Annotated in this window: 20 protein-coding genes; 4 read left to right on the top strand and 16 right to left on the bottom strand. The window is 66.3% G+C overall.

Annotated elements, in window-relative coordinates; genetic code table 11:
• Positions 1–65: 65 nt before the first annotated feature.
• From A1D30_RS08710 to A1D30_RS08695, 4 genes are all read right to left on the bottom strand, one after another.
• Entirely contained in the window at positions 66–1,034 is a 969-nt protein-coding gene (locus tag A1D30_RS08710) for a 2-hydroxyacid dehydrogenase (protein WP_063460347.1), read from the bottom strand.
• A 169-nt stretch (positions 1,035–1,203) separates the two neighbouring features.
• Positions 1,204–1,668, bottom strand: a complete 465-nt coding sequence (locus A1D30_RS08705; RefSeq protein WP_063460346.1) for a nuclear transport factor 2 family protein — start codon at positions 1,666–1,668, stop codon at positions 1,204–1,206.
• 118 nt (positions 1,669–1,786) lie between these two features.
• Complete coding sequence (gene kdgD, locus A1D30_RS08700; protein ID WP_063460345.1) at positions 1,787–2,698, bottom strand: 5-dehydro-4-deoxyglucarate dehydratase; 912 nt, start codon at positions 2,696–2,698, stop codon at positions 1,787–1,789.
• A gap of 47 nt (positions 2,699–2,745) precedes the next feature.
• The gene (locus tag A1D30_RS08695; protein WP_063460344.1) at positions 2,746–3,717 is read right to left on the bottom strand and encodes a tripartite tricarboxylate transporter substrate binding protein; all 972 of its coding nucleotides are present in this window, start codon (positions 3,715–3,717) and stop codon (positions 2,746–2,748) included.
• Positions 3,718–4,119: 402 nt separating this feature from the next.
• Here A1D30_RS08695 and A1D30_RS08690 point away from each other — a divergent pair, with 402 nt between their 5' ends.
• On the top strand, positions 4,120–5,241 hold the full coding sequence (locus tag A1D30_RS08690) for a beta-propeller fold lactonase family protein (RefSeq protein ID WP_242421827.1): 1,122 nt from the start codon (positions 4,120–4,122) through the stop codon (positions 5,239–5,241).
• Positions 5,242–5,326: 85 nt separating this feature from the next.
• Positions 5,327–6,322 carry a tripartite tricarboxylate transporter substrate binding protein gene (locus A1D30_RS08685; RefSeq protein WP_063460343.1) on the top strand — a complete coding sequence of 332 codons (996 nt, stop codon included), beginning with the start codon at positions 5,327–5,329 and terminating at the stop codon, positions 6,320–6,322.
• 94 nt (positions 6,323–6,416) lie between these two features.
• On the opposite strand, the gene A1D30_RS08680 is transcribed toward A1D30_RS08685, so the two are convergent.
• Positions 6,417–6,728: a helix-turn-helix transcriptional regulator gene (locus A1D30_RS08680; protein ID WP_063460342.1), complete on the bottom strand. Its 312-nt coding sequence runs from the start codon at positions 6,726–6,728 to the stop codon at positions 6,417–6,419.
• Between the two features lie 230 nt (positions 6,729–6,958).
• On the opposite strand from A1D30_RS08680, the gene A1D30_RS08675 reads away from it, so the two are divergent.
• Complete coding sequence (locus tag A1D30_RS08675) at positions 6,959–8,956, top strand: tetratricopeptide repeat protein (RefSeq protein WP_063460341.1); 1,998 nt, start codon at positions 6,959–6,961, stop codon at positions 8,954–8,956.
• Positions 8,957–9,135: 179 nt separating this feature from the next.
• On the opposite strand, the gene A1D30_RS08670 is transcribed toward A1D30_RS08675, so the two are convergent.
• The 4 genes from A1D30_RS08670 to A1D30_RS08655 all read right to left on the bottom strand — a co-directional run bounded on the left by A1D30_RS08670 (position 9,136) and on the right by A1D30_RS08655 (position 11,776).
• The gene (locus tag A1D30_RS08670; RefSeq protein WP_131798433.1) at positions 9,136–10,404 is read right to left on the bottom strand and encodes a hypothetical protein; all 1,269 of its coding nucleotides are present in this window, start codon (positions 10,402–10,404) and stop codon (positions 9,136–9,138) included.
• Positions 10,405–10,520: 116 nt separating this feature from the next.
• Positions 10,521–10,781, bottom strand: coding sequence for a hypothetical protein (locus A1D30_RS08665; RefSeq protein ID WP_131798432.1), 261 nt, complete (start codon positions 10,779–10,781; stop codon positions 10,521–10,523).
• Between the two features lie 176 nt (positions 10,782–10,957).
• Entirely contained in the window at positions 10,958–11,335 is a 378-nt protein-coding gene (locus A1D30_RS08660; protein ID WP_063460338.1) for a transcriptional repressor, read from the bottom strand.
• 99 nt (positions 11,336–11,434) lie between these two features.
• Positions 11,435–11,776, bottom strand: a complete 342-nt coding sequence (locus A1D30_RS08655) for an EthD family reductase (protein WP_063460337.1) — start codon at positions 11,774–11,776, stop codon at positions 11,435–11,437.
• Between the two features lie 186 nt (positions 11,777–11,962).
• On the opposite strand from A1D30_RS08655, the gene A1D30_RS08650 reads away from it, so the two are divergent.
• Complete coding sequence (locus A1D30_RS08650; RefSeq protein WP_063460336.1) at positions 11,963–12,394, top strand: GNAT family N-acetyltransferase; 432 nt, start codon at positions 11,963–11,965, stop codon at positions 12,392–12,394.
• Positions 12,395–13,935: 1,541 nt separating this feature from the next.
• Here the strand turns inward: A1D30_RS08650 and A1D30_RS08645 are convergent.
• From A1D30_RS08645 to acnD, 7 genes are all read right to left on the bottom strand, one after another.
• Positions 13,936–15,792, bottom strand: coding sequence for an ABC transporter ATP-binding protein (locus tag A1D30_RS08645; protein WP_063460335.1), 1,857 nt, complete (start codon positions 15,790–15,792; stop codon positions 13,936–13,938).
• A gap of 124 nt (positions 15,793–15,916) precedes the next feature.
• Positions 15,917–16,384 (bottom strand): CopD family protein, encoded by a 468-nt coding sequence (locus A1D30_RS08640; RefSeq protein WP_063460334.1) that lies wholly within the window; start codon positions 16,382–16,384, stop codon positions 15,917–15,919.
• Positions 16,385–16,494: 110 nt separating this feature from the next.
• Complete coding sequence (locus A1D30_RS08635; RefSeq protein ID WP_063460333.1) at positions 16,495–17,862, bottom strand: GGDEF domain-containing protein; 1,368 nt, start codon at positions 17,860–17,862, stop codon at positions 16,495–16,497.
• Between the two features lie 154 nt (positions 17,863–18,016).
• A complete protein-coding gene (locus A1D30_RS08630; RefSeq protein WP_063460332.1) occupies positions 18,017–18,877 on the bottom strand; it encodes an isocitrate lyase/PEP mutase family protein in 861 nt (286 codons plus the stop codon).
• 78 nt (positions 18,878–18,955) lie between these two features.
• The gene (gene prpF / locus A1D30_RS08625) at positions 18,956–20,146 is read right to left on the bottom strand and encodes a 2-methylaconitate cis-trans isomerase PrpF (RefSeq protein ID WP_063460331.1); all 1,191 of its coding nucleotides are present in this window, start codon (positions 20,144–20,146) and stop codon (positions 18,956–18,958) included.
• Positions 20,143–20,526 (bottom strand): endonuclease domain-containing protein, encoded by a 384-nt coding sequence (locus tag A1D30_RS08620; RefSeq protein WP_063460330.1) that lies wholly within the window; start codon positions 20,524–20,526, stop codon positions 20,143–20,145. Before A1D30_RS08620 ends, prpF begins: the two co-directional genes overlap by 4 nt.
• 137 nt (positions 20,527–20,663) lie before the next feature.
• Positions 20,664–23,330 (bottom strand): Fe/S-dependent 2-methylisocitrate dehydratase AcnD, encoded by a 2,667-nt coding sequence (gene acnD, locus A1D30_RS08615; RefSeq protein WP_063460882.1) that lies wholly within the window; start codon positions 23,328–23,330, stop codon positions 20,664–20,666.
• Positions 23,331–23,337 lie beyond the last annotated feature (7 nt).

Genomic DNA, 23,337 nt, shown 5'->3' with positions numbered 1-23,337 from the left:
ATTTGATAGCCATCTAGGCATGATGGTCGCGCGCAGATGGCCTAAAAAACTTGAAAAACCAACGATCAGCCAGCCACCGTGCCTGGCACGGGCACCCGCACGGCGCCCGAGGTGTAGAACGCGTGCAAATTCTCCAGCACCAGGTCGGCCATCGCCCGGCGGGTTTCGTGCGTGGCGCTGGCGGTGTGGGGGGTGAGCACCACGTTGTCCAGCGCCATCAGGGCGGCGGGCACCTGGGGCTCGTTGTCGAACACATCCAGGCCCGCCCCGGCGATGCGGCGTTCGGCCAGCGCGTCGATCAGTGCGGCCTCATCCACCACGCTGCCACGCGCCACGTTGATGAGGTAGCCCTGCGGGCCCAGGGCATCGAGCACATCGCGGTTGACCAGGTGGCGCGTGCCCGCGCCGCCCGCCACCGTCAGCACCAGGTAGTCGGCCCATTGCGCCAGGGCGGTCAGCGATTCAAAGTAGGAGAGTGCGCAGCCCTCGGCCGGGCGGCGGTTGTGGTAGCTCACCTCCATGCGGAAGCCCGCCGCGCGCTCGGCCACGGCCTGGCCGATGCGGCCCATGCCCACGATGCCCAGGCGCTTGCCCGACACCCGCGTGCCCAGCGCAAACCGCGCCTTAGGCCATTGGCCTTGGCGCACAAACCGGTCGCTGGCCGCAATGCCGCGCGACACATCCAGCATCAGCGCAAACGCCATGTCGGCCACGCAGTCGTTGAGCACGCCGGGCGTGTAACCCACCTGCACGCCGCGCGCCGTGGCCGTGCCGATATCCAGCGCATCAAAGCCCACGCCAAAACTGCTGATGACCTGCAGATGGGGCAGGGCTGCAATCACCTCACCCTGGAGCCCGATGGATGCCGTGGTGACCACCCCCGAAAACTCCGCGCCCTGCGCCGCCAGAAAACCCTGCGGGTCGGCCTGGTCGGCCAGGCAGGCCACGCTGTAGCGCGCGGCCAGTTCGGTTTCGAGGGCGGGCAAGGGCAGGCGGCCGATTTGCAGGATGCGGGGCTGGGCGTTGGTGGTCATTGGATGGAGTGCAACCTGGAATGTTGAGAAGGCGGACTTGAGTCGCAGTGTCGCGTATCGCCGTGCTACGGAGACGGGCGCGGCCCCGCCAGCGCCGCCGTGCAAGGGCCGCCCCGCCGCAGGGGCGGCGTCCCCCTGAGGGGGATGGCGCGAAGCGACTCAGGGGGTATCAAGTGTTTACGCGAACGGCCTGGCGGGCCAGCAGCTTCCACTGGCCGCCTTGCTGCTGCCACACACCCAGGATCTTGATCTGCACCTTGCCGGGCTTGCCCGAGTCATTGGTGTCGGCCGTGAGGGTGTGGCGCACGATGGCAGAGTTGCCCACCACCTTGATGGTCTGGTCGGTGATGGTGATGGTCACGAAGTCAGACTTGCCCGCCACCAGATCGCCAATGAAGCTGTCCTTGGTGTCCACGCGGCCACCCGAGTGGCCGTAGCTCAGGTCGTCGGCCACCAGCGGGGCCAGGGCGGCAGGGGTGGGGTCGATCATGGCCAGGCGCAGGCGCTCGGCGGCGGCGGCCACGGCCTGTTCGGCCGATGCAGCGTGCGAAGCCGCTGGTGCGCTGGCGGCGCAGCCCGCCAGGGTGGCCACGGCGATGGCGGCGGCGGTGGCGAGAAGGAATTTCCTGAACATCTTGTCTGTCTCCGTTGTGGTGGTTTTGTGGACGAGAAGGGCGTGCCAAAGCAACACCACACGCCCGTGCACGGCCAGGTGTGTGGTGGTTTCTTGCGAAGGTGTTGGCCGGGCGTGCTTACTGCGGCCCGAGCTTCTTGATCAGCGCAGCCAGCTCTTCCACCTCATGGGGCTTGAGGTCCGTCAGCGGCGCCCGCACCGGCCCGCCGTCATGGCCCACGATCTTGGCGCCCGCCTTGATGATGGATACGCCATAGCCTTCCACCCGGTTGCGGATGGCCAGGTAGGGCATGAAGAACTCCTTGAGCAGCTTGTGCTGCGTGGCAATGTCGTCCGCCGCCACCGCCTTGTAGAAGTCCATCGCCGTCTTCGGGATGAAGTTGAACACCGCCGACGAATACACCGGTGTGCCCAGCGCCTTGTACGCCGCCGCATACACCTCGGCCGTGGGCAGGCCGCCCAGGTACGAGAAGCGGTCGCCCATCTTCATGTAGATGGAAGACATGGTCTCGATGTTGCCCACGCCGTCCTTGAAGCCAATCAGGTTGGGGCAGCGCTCGGCCAGGATGGCCAGGGACTCGGCCGTGAGCTTGGTGCGGTCGCGGTTGTAGACGATCACACCGAACTTCACGCTGTTGCAGACCTGGGCCACATGCTCGATCAGGCCCTCCTGGCCCGCTTCGGTCAGGTAGTGGGGCAGCAGCAGGATGCCGTGGGCACCCAGGCGCTCAGCCTCTTGCGCATGGGCAATCGCTGTGCGGGTGGGGCCGCCAGCTCCGGCAATGATGGGCACCTTGCCCCGGCAGGTGTCCACGGCGGTCTTGATGACCTCGCTGTACTCGGGGCCCGAGAGCGAGAAATACTCGCCCGTGCCACCAGCGGCAAACAGGGCGCTGGCGCCATAGGGGGCGAGCCACTCCAGGCGCTCGATGTAGGTCTTGGGGCGGAAGTTGCCCTGCTCGTCGAAGTCCGTGATGGGGAAGGACAGCAGGCCGGAGCCCATGATGGTTTTGAGGTCTTGAGGGGTCATGTCAGTGCGGGGCGGTAAGAGGAAATGGGGAGGCGGGGGCGGGGGACTCAGTCCAGCTTGATGTTGGCGGCCGTGACCACGCTGGCCCAGCGCGCGCGTTCCTTGGCAAAGAACTGGTCTTGCTCGGCGGGAGTCATGGTCACGACTTCGGCGCCCTGGCCTGCGAGGCGCGAGCGGATCTCAGGCGCGCGGATGGCGGTGATGAGGGCCTTGTTGAGCTTTTGCACCACGGCCTCGGGCGTGCCGCGTGGCAGCAATACGCCTTGCCAGGTGCCGGATTCGTAGCCGGTCACGCCCTGTTCGGCAATGGTGGGCACGTTGCCGATGAGTGGCATGCGGGTGGACTTGGACACGCCCAGCACCTTGAGCTTGCCGTTCTGCACCTGGGGCAGGGTGGCGAGCATGCCGTTCATCAGCACCTGGGTCTGGCCCGCCACGGTGTCCTGGATCGCGGTCACGCCGCCCTTGTAGGGGATGTACTGCCAGCGGGCGCCGCTGGCGCGCTCCAGCGCCACACCGGCCAGGTGGGGGGCGCTGCCGGTGGCCGTCACGGCAAAGTTCAGGTCGTTCTTCTTGGAGTAGGCAATCAGCTCCTTGAGGTTGTTGACCGGCACCGAGGGGTGCACCACCAGCAGGTGGGGCGAGTAGGCCAGCATGGTCACGCCGCGCAGGTCTTTGGAGGGGTCGAACGACAGCTTGGTGTACACCGAGGGGCTGATGGCCAGCGCGCCCACGTCGCACAACAGCATGGTGTAGCCATCGGGTTCGGCCTTGGCCACAAAGTCGGCGCCCAGGTTGCCGTTGGCGCCCGGCTTGTTCTCGACGATAACGGTTTGCTTGAGCGACTCGGACAGCACCTGGCTGATGGAGCGCGCAATGATGTCCGAGCTGCCACCGGGCGGGTAGGGCACCACGATGCGCAAGGTCTTGGCGGGCCAGTCGGCCGTCTGGGCGGTGGCAGAGGCGGCAGCAAGGGCTGCGGTGCAGGCCAGAAGGACGGCGCGGCGGTTCAGGGTCATGGAATGTCTCCGGTGGGTCAGGTTGTTGTTAGTCATCGTACAACTAGGTCGGTAAAAACACAAGACACCGAATCGCAAACTGGCCTGATGTGCGAAAAAATCAGGGTAAATACTGAGAATTTTGCCCGCTATTGGCTTTGGAATGCCTCTGAAACAGGGCGCCAGGCGCTCACAAAAACTGCGGGTAATCCCTTTGCTCAGATGGGCTCGGTTCGGTTCACAATGCCATCTATGTTGTATGACGACATATAACAAAACAGCACCTAACCCAGGATGAACACCTGCTTCCCATGGGTTGGGTGCTGCCAGACCCGCCCCGAAGAAGGCGCCCCGGCACCGAGACATCGCATGTCTGTGGCCCCCGGCCCGCAGGCTGTGCACCACCAGAAGAAGGAAAACCGAATGACCGCTGTACTTCACACCCGCCGCCCGGCCGGGCCTCATGCGCGTCTTGCGCGCCTGGCGCCTTTGGCTGCGCTTGCCCTGGCCCTGGCTGCGCCCGGTGCCGGGGCCGCCACCTGGGTCTATGTGTCCAACGCCGACAGCCAGGACGTGTCGGTGTTCGAGCTGGACCGCAATGCGGGCGCCTTGAAGCCGGTGGACACGACGGCACTGGGCGGTATGGCCATGCCCATGGCCGTGAGCCCGGACAAGAAGGTGCTGTATGTGGCGCTGCGCTCGCAGCCGTTTCGGGTGGTGAGCCTGGCCATCGACCCGGCCAGCGGCAAACTGCGCAAGCTGGGCGAGGCCCCGCTGGCCGACAGCATGGCCAACATCGACACCGATGCCACGGGCCGCTGGCTGTTCGCGGCCTCGTACCCCGGCCACAAGATCACGGTCAACAGCATTGGCAAGGACGGCGCGGTGGGCGCGGTGCAGCAGCTCATCCCCACAGCGCCCCACGCACACGCCATCCATGCCGATGCGGCCAACCGCCATGTGCTGGCCACCAGCCTGGGGGGCGACAACCTCTCGGCCTGGCGCTTTGATGCCGAGACCGGCAAGCTCACGGCACACGAGCCCGCGCTGACCACGGTGACCCCCGAAAAGTCGGGCCCGCGCCACTTTGTGTGGGACAAGGCCCAGCGCAGCCTGTATTTGCTGAACGAGCTGGACGCCTCGGTGCACGTGATGGCCTACGACAAGGAGCGCGGCACGCTGCGCGCCGTGCAGCGCGCCACCACGCTGCCCGCAGGTTTTGCTGGCAAGCCCTGGGCGGCCGACATTCACCTGTCGCCCGACGGTCGCACGCTGTATGCGTCCGAGCGCACCTCCAGCACGCTCAGCAGCTTCCGCGTGGATGCCGCCACCGGCCAGCTGCAGCCGCTGGGCCAGGTGCCGACGGAGAAAACCCCGCGCGGCTTTGCGGTGGATTCGTCGGGCCGCTTTCTGATTGCGGCGGGGCAGGAGTCGCACCACGTCGCGCTGCACCCCATCGACCCCGCCACCGGCATCCCGGGCGCCGCCACGCGCGTGCCTGCGGGCAAGAACCCCAACTGGGTCGAGATTGTTGACCTGCCTTGACGCGCGCTGGACGCCAGCCGCCGCGCCAGAACGGCCCCGTCCTTCCGCCCCCATTCACTATTTACACACCAGGAGACTTTTGACCATGCAACAACGCAGACACCTCATCCACACGGCAGCCCTCGCCGCTGCCGTGGGCTTCATCGGCCTGCCCGCCGCCGCCCAGGGCACCTGGCCCACGGGCAAGACCATCAGCTACGTGGTGCCCTTTGCCGCAGGCGGCACCACCGACACGCTGGGCCGCCTCATCGGCCAGCAGCTGGGGCCCGTGCTGGGCACCACGGTGGTGGTGGAGAACAAGGGCGGCGCGGCGGGCAGCGTGGGCTCGGAGGCCGCTGCGCGCGCGGCGCCCGATGGCTATACGCTGCTGGGCGGCACCGTCAGCTCGCACGCCATCAACATCAGCCTGTACCCCAAGCTGGGCTATGACCCCATCAAGTCCTTCAGCCCCGTGACGCTGATCGGCACCAACCCCGTGGTGCTGGTGGTGGCCGCCAACAGCCCGCACAAGACCCTGAAGGACGTGCTGGCCGCGGCCAAGGGGAAGGAGGGCGGGTTGTCGTCGGCGTCGGCCGGCACGGGCAGCTCGCAGCATCTGGCGGTGGAGCTGCTGGCCTACAAATCGGGTGTGAAGTTCACCCACATCCCCTACAAGGGCAGCGGCCCCGCCATCCAGGACGTGATCAGCGGCCAGGTGGACATGATGTTCGACACCACCGTGGTGGCCGCACCGCACATCCAGAGCGGCAAGCTGCGCGCCATTGCCGTCACCTCGCCCAAGCGCCTGGCGTCGATGCCCGACGTGCCCACCGTCGCCGAGTCGGGCGTGAACGGCCTGGCCGACTTCCAGGTGCAGTCGTGGCAGGCGATTTTTGTGCCCGCCGCCACGCCCGCACCCATCGTCTCGCGCCTGCACGACGAGATCCGCAAGATCCTGGCCCAGCCCGACATGCAGACCCGCTTGAAGGGCTTTGGCATGGAGCCCGCCGACCTCAACACCACGCAGATCGCCGCCTTCCAGAAGGCCGAGGTGGAGAAGTGGGCCCAGGTGATCAAGGCGGCGAACATCAAAGTGGACTGAGCCGCCGCGTACTTTTTTATCTCCCTGTGAAGACTTTGCGGAACCGCCTGCGGGCTGTTCCGCTTTTTTTATGGTGTCCGCGTTGGTGTGCCGGTCAGCCGGTGGCGGTGGCGCTGTCGCCGCCGTCCACCGGGCGCGCCGCCAGCACAAAGTCGGGGTGCTGGCCGGTCAGCAGCAGGAACATGGCGTACACGGGGCCCTGCATATTGCGCTCGTCGCTCATGCTCTCCAGCGCCTGCCAGGTGCGCGACTGCACGCCGCCCCGGCTGCCGGTCTGCAGCGGGTAGCCCATGAGTTCGGCCGCCTGGGCCTGGCTCAGCCCGGCGGCGGCGCGGGCGGCCTTGAGCTGGTCGCCAGTGGGCACGGGCATGGCGAGGGAGAGGGCAGGCAGTGGTGGCTGGGACATAGGTTTGCTATAAAAATAGGAGCTATTTGGGCAGGATGGACGCGCGCAGAGGCCCATTTTTATCCAAAACTGCGTGCCAGCAGCCGGGTGTGGCGCGGGTGCGTCACTGGACAAACTGGTGGGGTGCGCCTCTGGGGCGTGGCGTGGGGCCGCTTCTAGAATTCGCTCGCGCTTGACGAAAGACAACACGACCACACGCCGCGCACCCAGCGGCATCCGAGGAGGGACCTGTGAGTTACACCATCCAGATCTGGGAAAAGCCCGCCGATTGGCCCTGGCCCACCACCAAGGCCGAGGCAGACGCGCAGTACGAGCGCGCAGAGGCGGGCCCCCAGGTGCCGATGAACCCCAGGTTCGTTGCCTGGGCCCAGGCCGTCGAGCAGCGCTTTCCCGGGTTCTGGGACGTCTACCTCGACGTCCCTGGGATGACCGACCCCACCTGGGGCGTGGGCATCAACACCCGCGCTTCGGAATGGGGCGCTCCGTTTGACGATGGCTGGGAGCAGGCCGTGCGCCTGGGCCTGAACCTGTACGACCCGCAAAGCGGCGTGCACTACCTGGCCAACGGCGATGCGCCCGAAGAACCCGACCTGCCTGTGCAGCGTGCGGCGCGCGCCCGCAAGGCGGGCGACGACGCCACCGCCTGGGCCGAGTACCGCCACTGGGCCGCGCGCGGCAACCCCCACGCGCTCTACGCCGTCGGCCGTGCGCTGCGCTTTGGCACCATGGGCCAGCGCAGGCATTTCGACCTGGCGGCTGCGCTGCAGCTCTTGGGCGCCCACGATGCCGAGACCCGCAAGGATGCCCAGGCGTTCTTCCAGCGTTTTCCGGACCCGGCCAAGGCGCGCGTGCAGGCGCTGATGGCGCGCCTGAAGGGCGTCCCGGCCGAGCAGCTGCTGCAGATCGTGGACGATGACCGCAAGGCCGTGGACGACGCCGTGACCCGCAGCGAGCAACTGGCGCTGTACTCGCGCAAGCGCATTGAAGCCGCCGACGCCCTGGAGCCCGCCGCAGCGCTGGGGCACGAGGTAGCGGCCTTCCTGCACGCGCTGGATGTCGTGATCGGCTGGGAGCAGCCCAACTTTGAAAACGCCCGCACCTGGTGCCAGCGCGCCGCCGAATGGGACCACGAGCCCGCCAAACGCCTTTTCGCCCTGATGCACGAGCGCGGCTGGGGCGGGCCGGTGGACATGCAGGAGGCCGCAAAGTGGAACGCCGCCGCGCAAGAGCAACGGCAGCGGGCGCAGAAAAAGCAGCATGCACGGGAAGAGGCGGAATCGCCCGGTGGCCTGAGCCTGGCGCCTATGTCGCCAGCCGCGCACGCGTCGGCCGCAGCAGCGCCGGTGGTGTGGACGGGCAACCCCCTGCGCGACCTGCCCGGCTGGTACGCGCACGAGGGCGACCCCCACGCCGCCTTCCACCTGGGCACCAGCGACGAGCATGGCCGCTATGGCGGGCCCGTGAACCTGGCCCAGGCCCGCGCCTGGTACGCCCAGGCGGCCGAGGCAGGCCACGCCGATGCCACCTACAACCTAGGCACCTTCATCGAAAGCGGCAAGGGCGGCCCCAAGGACGCGCAGGTGGCCAAGGCGCTGTTCATGCTGGCCAACACGCGCGGCACCACCATGCAGGTGGCCGACCTGGGCATCAAGCCGCAGGAGCAGGGGCCCGTGCGGGCGCTGGTGGTGGCCCTGCGCGAGCCCGGCCGCCTGCGCAGCGTGCTGCAGCAGCGCGGGCTGGCGGCTGCCGTGGCGGCACCCGGGAGTGTTGCGCCTGCGGCAGCCGCAGTGGTGGCTTCGGCCGCCGCTGCGGGGTTGTCGGCATCGGACTGGGGCCGGGCCGGTGGTGCGGCGCCGCAGGCCCCCCGACCTGCGCCCAGCCGTGCGCGCAGCACACGGGATGATGACGAGGATGAGGAAGCAGACGCAGACACTCAGGGCGCTGGTTATGGCGCCCGCTCGGGCTTCTCGCTGCACCTGGGCCATGTGGCCCTGGGGGTGGGCGTGGCCAGCGTGCTGCTGCTGATCGCCTTCTTCAAGCCCGGCGCGAGTTTCCGCATGGGCATGGTGGGCCTGGGCCTGGTGGCGGCCTTTGGCGCCTGGCGCACGGCGCGCGACTTTGACTGGTCGCCCCTGGCGCGCGCCGTGGTGGCGCTGCTCGCTGCCATCCCGCTGCTGGGCATGGCGGTGTGCCTGGGGCTGCTGTTCAAGGCCTTTCGCGCACGCTAGGGATGTCCCGCATAACTCCCTGCGGTCCGTGATAGCGCGGTCTCGGGCGGTCCGCTGCGTTGCTTTTTTTGCCAATAGCCGCGCTATTGGCTGCAAAAAGTCGCCTTGCGGCCCATCCCGATCCGCACTACCACCGACCCGCGAGGGTTGTGCAGGACATCCCTCGGCGCTGTGCTCACTTATCTCGCGATGCCCAGCCAGGCAAGGTAGGTGGGCCGGAAGTCCAGCGCAGTGCGGCGTGCCACTTCGAGGGTGGTGGTGTTGATGGCCACCAGCTGGCGCGCGCCGGGGTCGGAGAGGTAGACCTCATCGCGCGCCTCGTTGGCAACAAACGCCGGGAACGGCGCCGCCGTGGGCATGGCCGGGATGGCGCCGGTGATCGTCTTCTTCACCACCCAGCCCGTTGCCCCCCGCTCCAGCGCATGCAGGGCGCCGGTGTCGTCCAGCACAAAGAAGGTGCGCCCCGCGCGGTCAAACCCGTGCGCGCGGCGCAGGCGCCCGTCGGCCCATCCGGTGATGGCCACCGGCGTGGCTTTGGCCGCCGCGGTGTCGATGTCGTAGAAGCGGGTGGTGGAGGGTGTGCCCGCATTGCCGATGCCGATGAAACGCGCCCCCAGCTTCGGGTGGCCCGCAATGGTGCCCACACCCGTGGGGGTGGCGATCTTGGTGGCGGCTGCTGTGCCCGTGGCCTGGGGTGATACGGCCAGCACGCCGTCGGCGCAGCCGCTCACGGTGGTGCCGCCGCTGGTAAAGCTGCCGTGCATGCCGGGGCACTGCGCATCCAGGCGCCGCGTCAGCGTGTATTGAGCGCCCTGGCGGCTGTAGACCTCGACCTGGGTGGGGCCGGTGGCATCGGGCGCCCGGTAGGTGGCCACCAGGAAGTTGCCATTGGGCTCGGCAAAGCCATGCATGGGCTGCGCAAAGCTGATGCTTGCGCCCACGCGGCCCGCACCCAGATCGGCATCCTGGAAAACGGTGGCCGAGGCCACAGCCGATGGCGCGCGGCCGTCCATGAAGATACTGGCCTGGCCCGCGCGGTCGTCGTAGTGAGTGGGCTGCGGGCCGGTGATGCGGAAGCTCAGCAGCTTGGGCACGGCCTTGTAGTCGTGCAGGTGGTCGCCATGGTCTTCCTGCCAGATGCCCGCATCGGCGATCTGCACCGTGTCCTGCGGCCGCTGGAAGGCCAGCGCATAGCGCCGCCCGGGGCTGGCATACACGGCAGATGGCGGGTTGGCCAGGGGGATGTTGGCCACCACGGCGCTGCTGTCCAGGTCATAGATGCGCAGCGCGGTGGCAGCGTCTTCGGCCATGGCCAGTCGGCCTGCGGTGTCGATGCGGGTGTCCTGGTGCGGCGCTTCGCTGCTACTGCCGCCACTGCCGCCGCCGCAAGCGGCCAATGCCAGAACGAGGGACAGCGCCAGGCCGCCCTGAAGGGATGAATGTTTCATGGTTTTTTCTCACTGAATAGGTCGATGCGGCCCGGCAGGTACGCATGGGCGCATAGGCGCACCGGTACATGCGTGCTTGCACATGCCCGCCGGTCGCAGGTGGGTTGCCGAGGGGTTCAGTGAGACAAGGGCGGGCCGCGCGCGTCAAACAGCGTGGCCCAGCGCGCCACAAACGCGCCTTCCAGGCGCCGCAGTCGTTGCATGCACGGGGGCACTGCGGGCGGGGGCACTGGCCCGGCCATTGCGGCGCCCGGCTGCTGGCCCAGTGCGTCGAACAAGCGGCAGTCTTCGGCGTCTTCGTGCTGGGCGAAGAGGGTTTCCAGCACATCCGGCGCAACCTGCGCATTGCCGTGGGCATGCCCAGGGTGGGCCGCCACAGCCTGTGCGGCCTGAGTGCCAACATCCCCGTGGACCGGGCCATGTGCAATGCCATGCGCCAGCCCAAGCATCTGCGCAAACAAGATGCACAAGGCACACCACGCGCACAGCAGCGCGGTGGCCCGCCACCGAGGTGGCTCCGCCCGGGGGCGGTGCAATGCAATGGCCCTCGCGCTCATGCTGCCTGCGCGCAATCTGCACACAGGCCGTAGAGCGTCAATTCATGGCGCTGCACCTGGAATCCCTGTGGCGCCAGCCCCTTCAAGTCGCCCGGGCAGGCATGCACATCAAAAACACGCGCGCACTGCGTGCACTGGAAGTGGTGGTGGTGCGACTGGCCTGCGGGCTCATAGCGTGGGCTCTCGCCGGGCAGTTGCACCACTTCGATGGCGCCATCTTCCAGCAACGCCTTGAGGTTGCGGTAGACCGTGGCCAGGCCCAACCCCTCCACCGACACCTGGGCGGTTTCCAGGATCTCCTGCGGCGACAGCGGACGCTGCGCGCCAGCCACCACGGCATAGATCGCTGTGCGTTGCCGGGTGAATCGTTCCATGGAGGTTTGCTGTGGGGTGGTATTTAATGAGAATGAATTATCAACTAAATCCGGGTGGCTGAGGCCACCCGTTTCCGCCCCCGCGCAGAAAAGTCGGCCTTACCCCGTGACAGCAGGGCCCGGCACTTCGTGCGCCAGCATTTGCGCGAAGTACGACTCCGGCTGGATGTTCGTGTAGTTGGGGATGTCGCCCGCCAGTTCGGCCATCGTCTGCTTGGCCGCTGTCTGGGCCTGTTTCAGGTCGCTGAAGAAGGCATTGGTCAGCGCCACCACCTGGCCTGGGCGTGGTTCGCCAGGGTAGAGCACGCGGTCGCTTTCGAGCCGCACCAGGCCCAGGGGCTGCAGCGCCGCGCGGGCGATGCGCATGTGCTCGCTGTGGTAGTAGTCGTGGTCGAAAGTGGCGCCTTCGCGCCAGCGGTATACGGCGGTGACTTTGATCATGGGTGGGCTTCCATCCGGTCGTTGAAAACCTCCACCGTAAAGACACTGCACCTGCTGCACAGCCGCCTGGGTGACAGGCTGTCACCCAGGTGCGTAGTCCGGTGATGACGACCGGTCAGTCCGGCGTCATGAGCGCCCGCAGCAGGTATCCTCGTCAGCGGCCGCAAGCAAACATTGGAGTCTCAAATGCCACTCGAATGGAAACACTCCACCGAGGGAGTCGATTGGGAAGAGCTTTCTGCCCTCTATCGGGCCGCCCCACTAGGCGAGAAGCCGCCGCATCATCTGCAGAGAGTCTTCTCCAACAGCATGTTCACGTGTTTCGTCTACGAGAATGCGAAGCTCGTTGCGGTGGGGCGCGCGCTCGCTGATGGTGGAGATTGCTCGTACATATGCGACGTTGCGGTATTGCCCAGCTATCAAGGCACAGGCCTCGGCAAACAGGTTGTCAGTGACCTGGTGGAAATGTCATCCGGTCACAAGAAAATCATCTTGTACGCGGTCCCTGGCAAAGAGCCTTTCTACAGGAAATTCGGCTTCATGCGAATGAAGACGGCTATGGCCATCTTTAAGAATCAGCAGCAGCAGGTTGAGGGGGGCTACCTTAGTGAAACTTAGTCCTTCAATCAGGATGATGTACACCAGGCATGCCTGGTCACGGACGTCTACTACAGGGATGCCAAATGTCTGTAACGGGCCCGAAGGCGACTGTGAGCGCCACTCCCCAATCTGGTCATTGGTTTGCGGGCGGCCCAAACGTGAGTGTCGGCACCGCTGCCTCTGTAAGTTCGGAGGCTATATTTTCCCAGCTGAAGCTTGCAGGGTTTGATGTCCGGATGTCTCAACAGCCCTACGCTTGAAACCCAGGCTGCAAGCCACTTTCAGGAGAAAGCAGTGTCTGGTCTATCCCGCAGGTTTTTCGGTCAACATTACGAGGTGAGTCATAGCTATGCGCTACTGTTCCGAATATTGCATCGAGGTCCCTGACGACTTTCCAGTCGAAGAACTCACCACCTTCATGGCGGCCGCCCGTCGAGTTCTACTGTCGCCAATGGGGCCTGAGTGGGCCGAGTTTGCGGGGGCGTCAAACCTTATTGGCTGGCGGTACAGAGCATCCTCCGAAGAATGGCACTACTACAAGCGCTCTTGGCAAACGCATGGTGTGGCAGTGGATCACGAGTGCCTCTATCGCAGAGAGCGAGCTCTATTTGCCATGTTCACGGCGGGCGTGTCTTGTATCGAAAGCACTTCGTACGCACTAGCTGCCCTTTCAAGTCACCCGCGCATTGACCTCATCTCTTTTGGTGCCAGTGAAAAAAGAAACTGCAGCCCGAAGAAGCTGCTTGAATGGCTTGCGCCATTACCGATGGCGGCTGCGCTTACCCAAGCGCTGTCGGAGCTTTGCGCATCCGCAGAGTGGAAGCTATGGGTCGATCTCCGCAACCGAATGAGCCACAGATCCAACCTACCGCGAGTTAGCTTTGGCGCAATTGGCGCAGCGCCACCGCCTGCGAAGCCTCTTCAATTCGCGGCGACTTCTAGTACTCCAGTCGTTGAGGGCGACTTGGAGTCATTCGACGCTCTGCACAGTTGGCTAACTGACTCGCTTCGTAAGCTTCTCATTGAAGGCAACAACCTTTGTCCGAAATGACGACCAACCCATCAATTTATCGGACCTAAAGACGCGCGAGGCCACTCATTTCAGTCGTTGTGCGTTCGCTTTTTCTTTGGCGCCACAGACTGCTTCTGGCCGAATTCTGCCGGAGAAGAGCGCCTGGAAAGGGAGTTGTCGGCCGGTGATCGGTGCTGGCGGAGTGGTCAGGTCGAAATGAACCCCGTGTTCAGGTGCATCCGGAACATGTACTCAGGTGGCGTAGAGCCTGTTTACGATCTCCCCGGGGTCGCGCAGCAGTCTTTGCGGGATGGGGCGCCAGGCGCGGTGCGCAGTGGATAGCCCGGCTATCCACCAGCGCCGCAACGCCGCAGATCACCCGCAAAGACCACTGCCCGCAGGGTTGGAGCGAAATCGGGCCAATGAACTCGAAGCTTTGGCGCCCCGGCTGCTTGCATGGGCACGAGCCCATGCAGCGCATCCGAAGCGTCCACGTCCATCACGATGGCGCTCCAAAGCGACCCCCTGCGAGATCGCAAACAGACCCTTAGTCTTCGTCCTCCTCGCCCAGGAACCCGCCGCTCTGGTGCCCCCACAGCCGCGCATACACGCCGCCCTGGGCCAGCAGCTGCGCGTGGGTGCCTTCTTCCACGATGCGGCCTGCGTCCAGCACGATGAGCCGGTCCATGGCGGCGATGGTGGACAGTCGGTGCGCGATGGCGATCACGGTCTTGCCTTCCATCAGGCTGTCCAGGCTTTGCTGGATGGCGGCCTCGACCTCGGAGTCGAGCGCGCTGGTGGCTTCGTCCAGCAGCAGGATGGGCGCGTCTTTCAGCATCACGCGCGCAATCGCCACGCGCTGGCGCTGGCCGCCCGAGAGCTTCACGCCGCGCTCGCCCACCTGGGCGTCGTAGCCGGTGCGGCCGTGCAGGTCGCTCAGGGTGTCGATGAACTCGGCGGCCTCGGCGCGGCGGGCGGCGATGTGCATGTCTTCTTCGGTCGCATCGGGGCGGCCATACAGGATGTTGTCGCGCATGGAGCGGTGCAGCAGCGAGGTGTCTTGCGTGACCATGCCGATGTTGCGGCGCAGGCTGTCTTGTGTGACCTGGGCGATGTCTTGCCCGTCGATGAGGATGCGGCCCGCGTGCACGTCGTGAAAGCGCAGCAGCAGGTTCACCAGGGTGGATTTGCCTGCGCCCGAGCGGCCGATCAGGCCGATCTTCTCGCCCGGGCGGATGGTGAGCTGCAGCGCATCGATGACGGGGCGGCCCTTGCCCAGGGCGTCGCCCCGGCTGTCGTAGGCAAAGCTCACGTTGTCAAAGCGCACCTCGCCGTGCGTGACCTGCAGCGGCTGTGCATCGGGTGCATCCACCACGGTGCGGGGTTTGGTCAGTGTGTTGATGCCGTCCTGGATGGTGCCCACGCTTTCGAACAGTGTGGTCATCTCCCACATCACCCAGTGGGCGTGGCCCGACACACGCAGCGTCATGGCGATGACCGCAGCCACGGCGCCCGCGCCCACCTCGCCCAGCGTCCAGAGCCACAGCGCCGTGCCGCAGGCGCCCAGGATCATGGCCACCACCAGCGCCTGGTTCACGATCTCGAACAGGCTCACCAGCCGCATCTGCGCGTAGCCGGTGAGTTTGAAGGCATCCATGGCCGCGCGCGCAAACTCGGACTCGCGCCGCGTGTGCGAGAACAGCTTGACGGTGGCGATGTTGGTGTACGCGTCGGTGATGCGCCCGGTCATCACCGAGCGCGCGTCGGCCTGCGCCTTGCCCACCTTGCCCAGGCGCGGCACAAAGTACCAGCAGGCCAGGCCATAGGCCACGATCCAGAGCGCAAACGGCACGATCAGCCGCGCATCAAACCCCGCCAGCAGCACGAGGATGGTGACCAGGTAGATGCCCATGCCGATCACCACGTCGGTGGTGGTGAAGATCATGTCGCGCACGGCCAGCGCGGTCTGCATGATCTTGGTGGTGATGCGGCCCGCAAACTCGTCAGCATAGAAGGCCATGCTCTGGCCCAGCATCAGGCGGTGGAAGTTCCAGCGCAGGCGCAGCGGGAAGTTGATGGCCAGCACCTGGTGCTTGAGGCTGGTCTGCCAGGACACCAGCACCAGCGTGCCCATCAGCAGCGCGACGATGCCCAGGATCGCCCCTTTGTGCTCGGCCCACAGCGCATGGGGCGCCACGGTAGACAACCAGTCCACCACATGGCCGAGCACCGCAAACAGCAGGGCCTCGAACACGGCAATGGCCGCAGACAGCGCCGCCATGGCCACCACGTAGCCGCGCAGGCCACGGGTGCAGTCCCACACAAAGGCCATGAAGTCCTTCGGGGGCAGATGGGGTTCGGCGGGGGGATAGGGGGGAAGGCGGCTTTCGAAATACTTGAACACGTAGCAGGGCTCCTCGTTACCCGATGGTAGAGGAGCCGCAGGACCAGGGTGTGTCAGCAGTGGCTTGCCCGCGCCTGAAGTAGGTGCACTGTGGCCAGCGGCCTGCGCAATGCGTTGCCGTGGGTTACAGCAGCAGGGTGATGACCACAATGGCCACGCCCAGGCCCAGGTTTACCGCCACCCATTGGCGGATGGCCGCCATGGCCTGGCCGCCTGCGGACCAGTCGGATGCTGCCACCGCCCGCTGCAGCCGCCGAAAAAGCGCAAAGCGGATGTGGCCGAAGATGGCCATCATCACGATGCCCAGCGCGGCCATGAGGGTCCAGTCCAGCGGCATGGCAAAGCTACCGCCCGACTGCACGGCCTGCCGGGCGACGTTGCCGATCATCCACAGCCCGCTGACGAGCACCACCACCACCGCCACGCTGACCGCGCCCAGAAACCGCTGCAGCACGTCGTGCATCAACCGCAGGCGCTGCGGCGGCTCCAGCGACTGCGCCGCCGGGCGCAGGAAGAAATGGGCAAACACCATGCCACCGATCCACACAATGATGGACAGGACATGGGCGAGCTTGAGGGCGTTGTAGAGCATGGGGATGAACCTGGTGGGGAGGGGCGGGCCGCAGGGCTTGCTGCGGGCCCGGATTGTGCCGCGAACGCCCGCTGCACGGGGGCTTGGCCCTGCCTGTCAGAGGGCTTGGGTCAGAGGGCCTGGACCGGGGCTTCTGCCTGCTGCGCCACACGCACCTGGTTGCCGCCGCTTTTTTTCGACTGGTACATGGCCTCGTCGGCGTGGCCCAGCAGGTGGTCTTCTTCGCCCCCGTGTTCGGGGTAGATCGCCACGCCAATGCTGGGCTGGATGTTCAGGCGAATGCCTTCCAGGTCGAACGGTTGGGTGAAGGCCGACAGGATCTTGTCGGCCACGGTGGTGGCGTGGTCGCGCGCCAGGCCGCTTTCGAGCAGCACCACAAACTCGTCGCCCCCGAGGCGGGCCACGGTGTCGGAGCCGCGCACACATTCGAGCAGGCGCTGCGCCACGCGCTGCAGCAGCAGGTCGCCCATGGCGTGGCCCAGGGTGTCGTTGACCTCCTTGAACCGGTCCAGGTCGATGAACAGCAGCGACAGCAGGCGCTGGTCGCGCCGGGCGCGGGCCAGGGCGGTCTTGAGGCGGTCCAGAAACAGCTGGCGGTTGGGCAGGTGGGTGAGCTGGTCGTACTGCGCCATGTGTTCCAGGCGCTCGTGCATCTGCTTGCGCTCGATGGCGGCGGCCACCTGGGTGGAGACGAACTGCAGCAGGTCCTTGTCCTTGTCGGTGTAGCGGCCCTGTTCGGTGTAGCTTTGCAGCACCAGCGCGCCAATCGCGCCTTTCTGGGTTTGCAGGGGCACGCCCAGCCAGTACAGCGGCGGGCGCTGCTGCGGGGCCGGGGGCGGGTGGGCGGTGCGGTTTTCGGGGGTCAGCAGCAGGGTGCAGCCGTTGTGGATGACCTCGGCACACAGCGCGTCTTGTGCCAGCGCCATGGGGGGCGGGGCAGGCAGTGATTCGTTGACGTGGTAGGGGAAGCTCAGCGCATCGGCCTGCGCGTCGTACAGCGCCACCGCAAAGTTGGTGGCGGGCAGCAGCCGCCCGATGATCTGGTGGATGTGCTGGAACAGCGCCTGCAGGTTCTGCGTGGTGTGGGCGGCCTCGGAGATCGCGTAGATCACGGCCTGCATGGACTCGGTGAGGCGGCGCTCGGTGATGTCGTGCGCCACGGCCAGCCGCACCTGCTGCTCGGGCAGCCAGCGCGCCGTCCAGCGGATGTGGGCAATGGTGCCGTCCTTGCGCAGGTAGCGGTTTTCGAACTGCAGCTGCAGGTTGCCTTCGGTCACGCTTTTGGCCTGGCGCTGGGTGATGGCGAGGTCATCGGGGTGCACCATGTCCAGCATGCGCTTGCCCACTACTTCTTCGGGCTGGTAGCCAAAAATGCGTTCGAACGCGGGGCTGACAAAAACAATGGTGCTGTCCACGTTGACGAGGCAGACGGCATCGAGCATCAGGTCCACCACGTTCAGGGAAGGAATGCTGTGCATGGGGCAGCGCGCGCAGAGTGCATGGAGCGACCATTGTGCCGCGCGCATTGTGTTTGTCGCCGCTTTTGTGGCGCTGTGTGGATAAACAAATACGCCCCATCCCGCCCGCCGTGCCGTCCCCGTCCCGTTGGAGACAGGACACAGGCGCTGGATATCAGGTGTACCTGGCCTCCAACGCATCCCACTCGGTCTTGCGCACCAGGCGCTGGCGCTCGGCAAACGGCGCCACCAGGGCCGGGTCTTCGTCGATGCGCCGCTGCTCGCGCAGCACCGTGAGCGCCTTTTGCATGCCTGCCACCGCGCCCTGCAGCGCGGCGTTGGCATACAGCACCAGGCCGTAGCCGAGCGTGGCCAGCTCTTCGGCGCTGGTGATGGGGGTCTTGCCGCCAATCACCATGTTCATGAGCTGGGGCGCCGCCAGCCGCTGGGGCAGGGCGCGGATCTCGTCCAGCGTGGTGACGGCTTCCACAAACAGGATGTCGGCACCCGCCTCCTGAAAGCGCTGGGCACGCTCCACGGCGGCCTCAAAGCCCTGGGTGGCGCAGGCATCGGTGCGGGCGAGGATGAGAGTGCCTGCGTCGCGGCGCGCGTCCACGGCGGCCTTGATCTTGCCCAGCATTTCGTCGGTGCCGATCACCTCCTTGCCATTGAAGTGCCCGCAGCGCTTGGGGCTGACCTGGTCTTCGAGCTGGATGCAGTCGGCGCCAGCGCGCTCCAGCGTGCGCACCGCGTGGTAGGTGTTGAGCGCGTTGCCAAAGCCGGTGTCGGCATCGACGATGAGCGGCAGCTCCACCGCGTCGCGGATGCGCGCCGTGTGGTCGGCAATGTCGGTCAGGCCCATGAAGGCCTGGTCGGGCAGGCCGAACCACATGTTGGTGACGCCCGCGCCGGTCACGTAGATGGCTTCAAAGCCCAGGTCGGCCACCACACGGGCGGAAAGCGCGTTGAATGCGCCGGGCACGATCACGCCCCGGCGGGCCTGGGCCAGGGCTTTGAGTTGTTGTTTGGTGTTCATGAATCGCAAGGAATTTGATTTGCTACTGTTTTGATAGCTATAAAGGGATGATGGATGCGCGGAAGGGGCCAAAAAACCTCAAAAAACACCGCCAGGCACACGCACCCAGCCCTCCATCAGGATGCGCGCGCTGCGGCTCATCAGGGCTTTGGTCACCTTCCATTGGCCGTTGATCTGCGCTGCCTCGGCCCCCACACGCAAGGTGCCCGAGGGGTGGCCAAACCGCACGCTGCTGCGCACGCCGCCACCCGCCGCCAGGTTGACCAGCGTGCCCGGGATGGCTGCCGCCGTGCCAATGGCCACGGCCGCCGTGCCCATCATGGCGTGGTGCAGCTGGCCCATGGAGATGGCGCGCACCAACAGGTCGATGTCTTTGGCATCGATGGCTTTGCCGCTGGAGGCCGTGTAGCTGGCGCGCGGCGCGACGAACGCGATCTTGGGTGTGTGCTGGCGTGTGGTGGCCTCTCCCAGGTGCTGGATCAGGCCCATGCGCAGGGCGCCGTGGGCACGGATGGCCTCGAAGCGCGCCAGTGCCACCGCATCGCCATTGATCGCGCCTTGCAGTTCGGTGCCGGTGTAGCCCAGCTCCTGCGCGTTGAGAAAAATGGTGGGGATGCCCGCGTTGATCAGCGTGGCGGCAAAGCTGCCGACGCCCGGTACTTCGAGGGTGTCTACGACATTGCCGGTGGGGAACATGCCGCCCCCTTCGTCGCCATCGTCCGCTGGGTCCATGAACTCCAGTGCCACCTCGGCCGCCGCAAAGGTCACCCCGTCCAGTTCAAAGTCGCCCGTCTCCTGCACCTGCCCGTGGGTGATGGGCACATGCGCCACGATGGTCTTGCCGATGTTGGCTTGCCAAATGCGGACGGGGATGGTGCCGTTCTGCGGAATGCGCGCCGCATCGATCAGCCCCATGTGGATGGCGCAGGGCCCCACGGCCGCCGAGAGGTTGCCGCAGTTGCCGCTCCAGTCCACAAAGGGCTGGTTGATGGACACCTGGCCAAACAGGTAGTCCACATCGTGCCCCGGCCGCGTGCTGCGCGACAGGATCACGGCCTTGCTGGTGCTGGAGGACGCATTGCCCATGCCGTCGATCTGCTTGCCATACGGGTCGGGGCTGCCCAGCACGCGCAGCAGCAGGGCGTCGCGCGCGGGGCCGGGTTGTTGGGCGGGGGCGGGCAAGTCTTCTAACAGGAAGAACACGCCTTTGCTGGTGCCGCCGCGCAGGTAGGTGGCAGGTACTTTGATTTGATGGGGATGGTTGTTCATGGTGTTCCTCCCCTCGCCCCTTGCGGGAGAGGGGTTGGGGGAGAGGGGGTGTCCGTGTGCATGGCGTGCCAAATGGCTTCGAGGACTGCGTTGGTGTTGTGCAGGATGTCGTTGTTCCAGAACCGCAGCAGGGTGAAGCCCTGGCTGCGCAGCCAGGCGTCGCGGATCGCGTCGTGGTCCGAATCCACATGCTGCCCGCCATCCGCTTCCACGATCAGCCGCTGGCCGAAATGCACAAAGTCCACGATGTAGGGGCCGATGGGTTGCTGGCGGCGGAACTTATGGTCGCTCATGCGGTGGGCGCGCAGGTGCTTCCAGAGCAGTTGCTCGGCGTCGGTCATGTTTTGGCGCAGGGTTTTGGTGAACTGGCGCTGGTCCATGGGTGGGGCCCCCTCTCCCCCGGCCCCTCTCCCGCGAGGGGCGAGGGGAGCAAGGCAAAAGGGAGCATTGTCTGACTGAGCAAGCTCCTCGGCGCGATGCAGTGATGGTGACAGGGTTTGCATGAGCGCGGCCCTCATCAACGCGCGCTAGCCCCTCTCCCCTCGCGGGAGAGGGGTTGGGGAGAGGGGGCTGCCCCAGCCCGCGCCGCCAGAAAGTCCTGTGCAAAACGCTGCAGCACCCCACCCGCCTCGTACACCGACACTTCCTCCGCCGTGTCCAGCCGACAGCGCATGGGCACCTTCACCACCTCACCCAACTTGCGTTGCACAACAAGCGTCACGGTGGCCCCGGGCTTCAGATCCCCCTCCACGCCATAAACCTCTGTGCCCTCGAGTTGCAGCGTGGTGCGGTTGACCCCCGCCTCAAACTCCAGCGGCAACACCCCCATCCCAATCAGATTGGTCCGGTGGATGCGTTCAAACCCCTCGGCCACCACCACCTCCACCCCCGCCAGCCGCACACCCTTGGCGGCCCAGTCGCGGCTCGATCCCTGGCCGTAGTCGGCCCCGGCAATGATGATCAGCGGCTGGCGGCGGTGCAGGTAGGTTTCGATGGCCTCCCACATGCGCATGACCTGGCCCTCGGGCTCCACGCGGGCGAGCGATCCTTTCTGGACCTTGCCATCGACCACGGCCATCTCATTGACCAGTTGCGGGTTGGCAAACGTGGCGCGCAGGGCGGTGAGGTGGTCGCCCCGGTGGGTGGCGTAGGAGTTGAAGTCCTCCTCCGGCAGGCCCATGCGCGCCAGGTATTCGCCCGCCGCGCTGTCCGGCAGGATGGCGTTGGACGGCGAGAGGTGGTCGGTGGTGATGTTGTCGGGCAGGAGGGCCAGCGGGCGCATCCCCTGCAGGGTGCGCGGGTGGGCGGCCAGTGCGCCGATGCCTTCGGTGTCCCAGTAGGGCGGGCGGCGGATGTAGGTGGACTGTGGCCGCCAGTCGTATTGCGGCGACACGCGCGGGCCATCGTCGTGCCGGATGGCGAACATGGGCTCGTACACGGCGCGGTAGTGTGCGGGTTTCACGGCGGCCTTCACCACGGCGTCGATTTCTTCATCGCTGGGCCACAGGTCCTTGAGCCGGATAGGCTGGCCATCCACTACCGCCAGCACATCCTTTTCAATGTCAAACCGCACCGTGCCCGCAATCGCATAGGCCACCACCAGGGGCGGCGAGGCCAGGAACGCCTGCTTGGCGTACGGGTGGATGCGCCCGTCAAAGTTGCGGTTGCCCGAAAGCACGGCGGTGGCGTACAGGTCGCGGTCGATGATCTCCTGCTGAATCGCAGGGTCCAGCGCACCGCTCATGCCGTTGCAGGTGGTGCAGGCAAAGGCCACGATGCCAAAGCCCAGCGCCTCCAGGTCGGTCAGCAGACCGGCTTCTTTCAGGTAAAGCTCCACCACGCGCGAGCCCGGCGCGAGCGAGGTCTTGACCCAAGGCTTGCGTGTGAGGCCCAGCCGGTGAGCGTTGCGCGCCAGCAGCGCGGCCGCGATCACGTTGCGCGGGTTGCTGGTGTTGGTGCAGCTGGTGATGGCGGCGATGACCACGGCGCCGTCGGGCATCGTGCCTTCGCCCGGCGACGGCAAGGCCCAGGGGCCCGCAATGCCCCGGGCGGCCAGGTCTGAGGTGGCTACGCGCGCATGCGGGTTGGAGGGGCCGGCCAGGTTGCGCACCACGGTAGACAGGTCAAAGCGCAGGGTGCGGTCGTACACCGCGCCCGCGAGCGCATCGGCCCACAAACCTGCGGTTTTGGCATAGGTTTCGACCAGCTTGACCTGGCGGGCCTCGCGACCAGTCAGCCGCAGGTAGTCCAGCGTCTGTTCATCGATGCAGAACAGCGCCGCCGTGGCGCCATATTCCGGCGCCATGTTGGAGATGGTGGCGCGGTCGCCAAGGGTGAGCTTGGCGGCGCCTTCGCCAAAGAACTCCAGGTAGGCGCCCACCACCTTGGCCTTGCGCAAAAACTCGGTCAGCGCCAGCACCACATCGGTGGCGGTGATGCCGTCCTGGCGCTGACCGGTCAGCTCCACGCCCACCATCTCGGGCAGACGCATCATCGATGCGCGGCCCAGCATCACGTTCTCGGCCTCCAGGCCGCCCACGCCGATGGCGATCACGCCCAGCGCATCCACATGCGGGGTGTGGCTGTCGGTGCCCACGCAGGTGTCGGGGTAGGCCACGCCCCGGTCGGCATGGACCACGGGCGACATTTTTTCCAGATTGATCTGGTGCATGATCCCGTTCCCCGCCGGGATGACATCCACGTTGGCAAAGGCTTTTTTCGTCCACTCGATGAAGTGAAAGCGGTCCTCGTTGCGGCGGTCTTCAATGGCGCGGTTCTTGGCGAAGGCATCGGGGTCGAACCCGCCGCACTCCACGGCCAGCGAATGGTCCACGATGAGCTGCACCGGCACCACGGGGTTCACCTGGGCCGGGTCGCCGCCCCCCTTGGCAATCGCATCGCGCAGGCCCGCCAGATCCACCAACGCCGTCTGGCCCAGGATGTCGTGGCACACCACGCGCGCGGGGTACCAGGGGAAGTCGCGGTCACGCTTGCGCTCGATGAGCTGGCGCAGGCAGTCGTTGACGGTGGCCGGGTCTGCGCGGCGCACGATGCTCTCGGCGTGGACCCGGGCGGTGTAGGGCAGGGTGGCCCAGGCGCCCGGTTGCAGGGTTTCGACAGCGGCACGGGCGTCGAAGTAATCAAGATCAGTGCCCGGCAAAGGGCGGCGAAACAGGGTGTTCATCATGGGC

This window comes from Acidovorax sp. GW101-3H11 (genome assembly GCF_001633105.1).
GTDB lineage: Bacteria > Pseudomonadota > Gammaproteobacteria > Burkholderiales > Burkholderiaceae_C > Acidovorax.
The sequence above is the reverse complement of the archived record's forward strand: the minus strand, read 5'-3'. Positions and strand labels throughout refer to the sequence as shown.

What these genes read in the sequence shown, in the direction of transcription:
- A1D30_RS08710 (WP_063460347.1), bottom strand. Translation starts at nt 1,034, where the DNA reads ATGACCACCAACGCCCAGCCCCGCATCCTGCAAATCGGCCGCCTGCCC.
- A1D30_RS08705 (WP_063460346.1), bottom strand. Translation starts at nt 1,668, where the DNA reads ATGTTCAGGAAATTCCTTCTCGCCACCGCCGCCGCCATCGCCGTGGCC.
- kdgD (WP_063460345.1), bottom strand. Translation starts at nt 2,698, where the DNA reads ATGACCCCTCAAGACCTCAAAACCATCATGGGCTCCGGCCTGCTGTCC.
- A1D30_RS08695 (WP_063460344.1), bottom strand. Translation starts at nt 3,717, where the DNA reads ATGACCCTGAACCGCCGCGCCGTCCTTCTGGCCTGCACCGCAGCCCTT.
- A1D30_RS08690 (WP_242421827.1), top strand. Translation starts at nt 4,120, where the DNA reads ATGACCGCTGTACTTCACACCCGCCGCCCGGCCGGGCCTCATGCGCGT.
- A1D30_RS08685 (WP_063460343.1), top strand. Translation starts at nt 5,327, where the DNA reads ATGCAACAACGCAGACACCTCATCCACACGGCAGCCCTCGCCGCTGCC.
- A1D30_RS08680 (WP_063460342.1), bottom strand. Translation starts at nt 6,728, where the DNA reads ATGTCCCAGCCACCACTGCCTGCCCTCTCCCTCGCCATGCCCGTGCCC.
- A1D30_RS08670 (WP_131798433.1), bottom strand. Translation starts at nt 10,404, where the DNA reads ATGAAACATTCATCCCTTCAGGGCGGCCTGGCGCTGTCCCTCGTTCTG.
- A1D30_RS08660 (WP_063460338.1), bottom strand. Translation starts at nt 11,335, where the DNA reads ATGGAACGATTCACCCGGCAACGCACAGCGATCTATGCCGTGGTGGCT.
- A1D30_RS08655 (WP_063460337.1), bottom strand. Translation starts at nt 11,776, where the DNA reads ATGATCAAAGTCACCGCCGTATACCGCTGGCGCGAAGGCGCCACTTTC.
- A1D30_RS08650 (WP_063460336.1), top strand. Translation starts at nt 11,963, where the DNA reads ATGCCACTCGAATGGAAACACTCCACCGAGGGAGTCGATTGGGAAGAG.
- A1D30_RS08640 (WP_063460334.1), bottom strand. Translation starts at nt 16,384, where the DNA reads ATGCTCTACAACGCCCTCAAGCTCGCCCATGTCCTGTCCATCATTGTG.
- A1D30_RS08635 (WP_063460333.1), bottom strand. Translation starts at nt 17,862, where the DNA reads ATGCACAGCATTCCTTCCCTGAACGTGGTGGACCTGATGCTCGATGCC.
- A1D30_RS08630 (WP_063460332.1), bottom strand. Translation starts at nt 18,877, where the DNA reads ATGAACACCAAACAACAACTCAAAGCCCTGGCCCAGGCCCGCCGGGGC.
- prpF (WP_063460331.1), bottom strand. Translation starts at nt 20,146, where the DNA reads ATGAACAACCATCCCCATCAAATCAAAGTACCTGCCACCTACCTGCGC.
- A1D30_RS08620 (WP_063460330.1), bottom strand. Translation starts at nt 20,526, where the DNA reads ATGGACCAGCGCCAGTTCACCAAAACCCTGCGCCAAAACATGACCGAC.
- acnD (WP_063460882.1), bottom strand. Translation starts at nt 23,330, where the DNA reads ATGAACACCCTGTTTCGCCGCCCTTTGCCGGGCACTGATCTTGATTAC.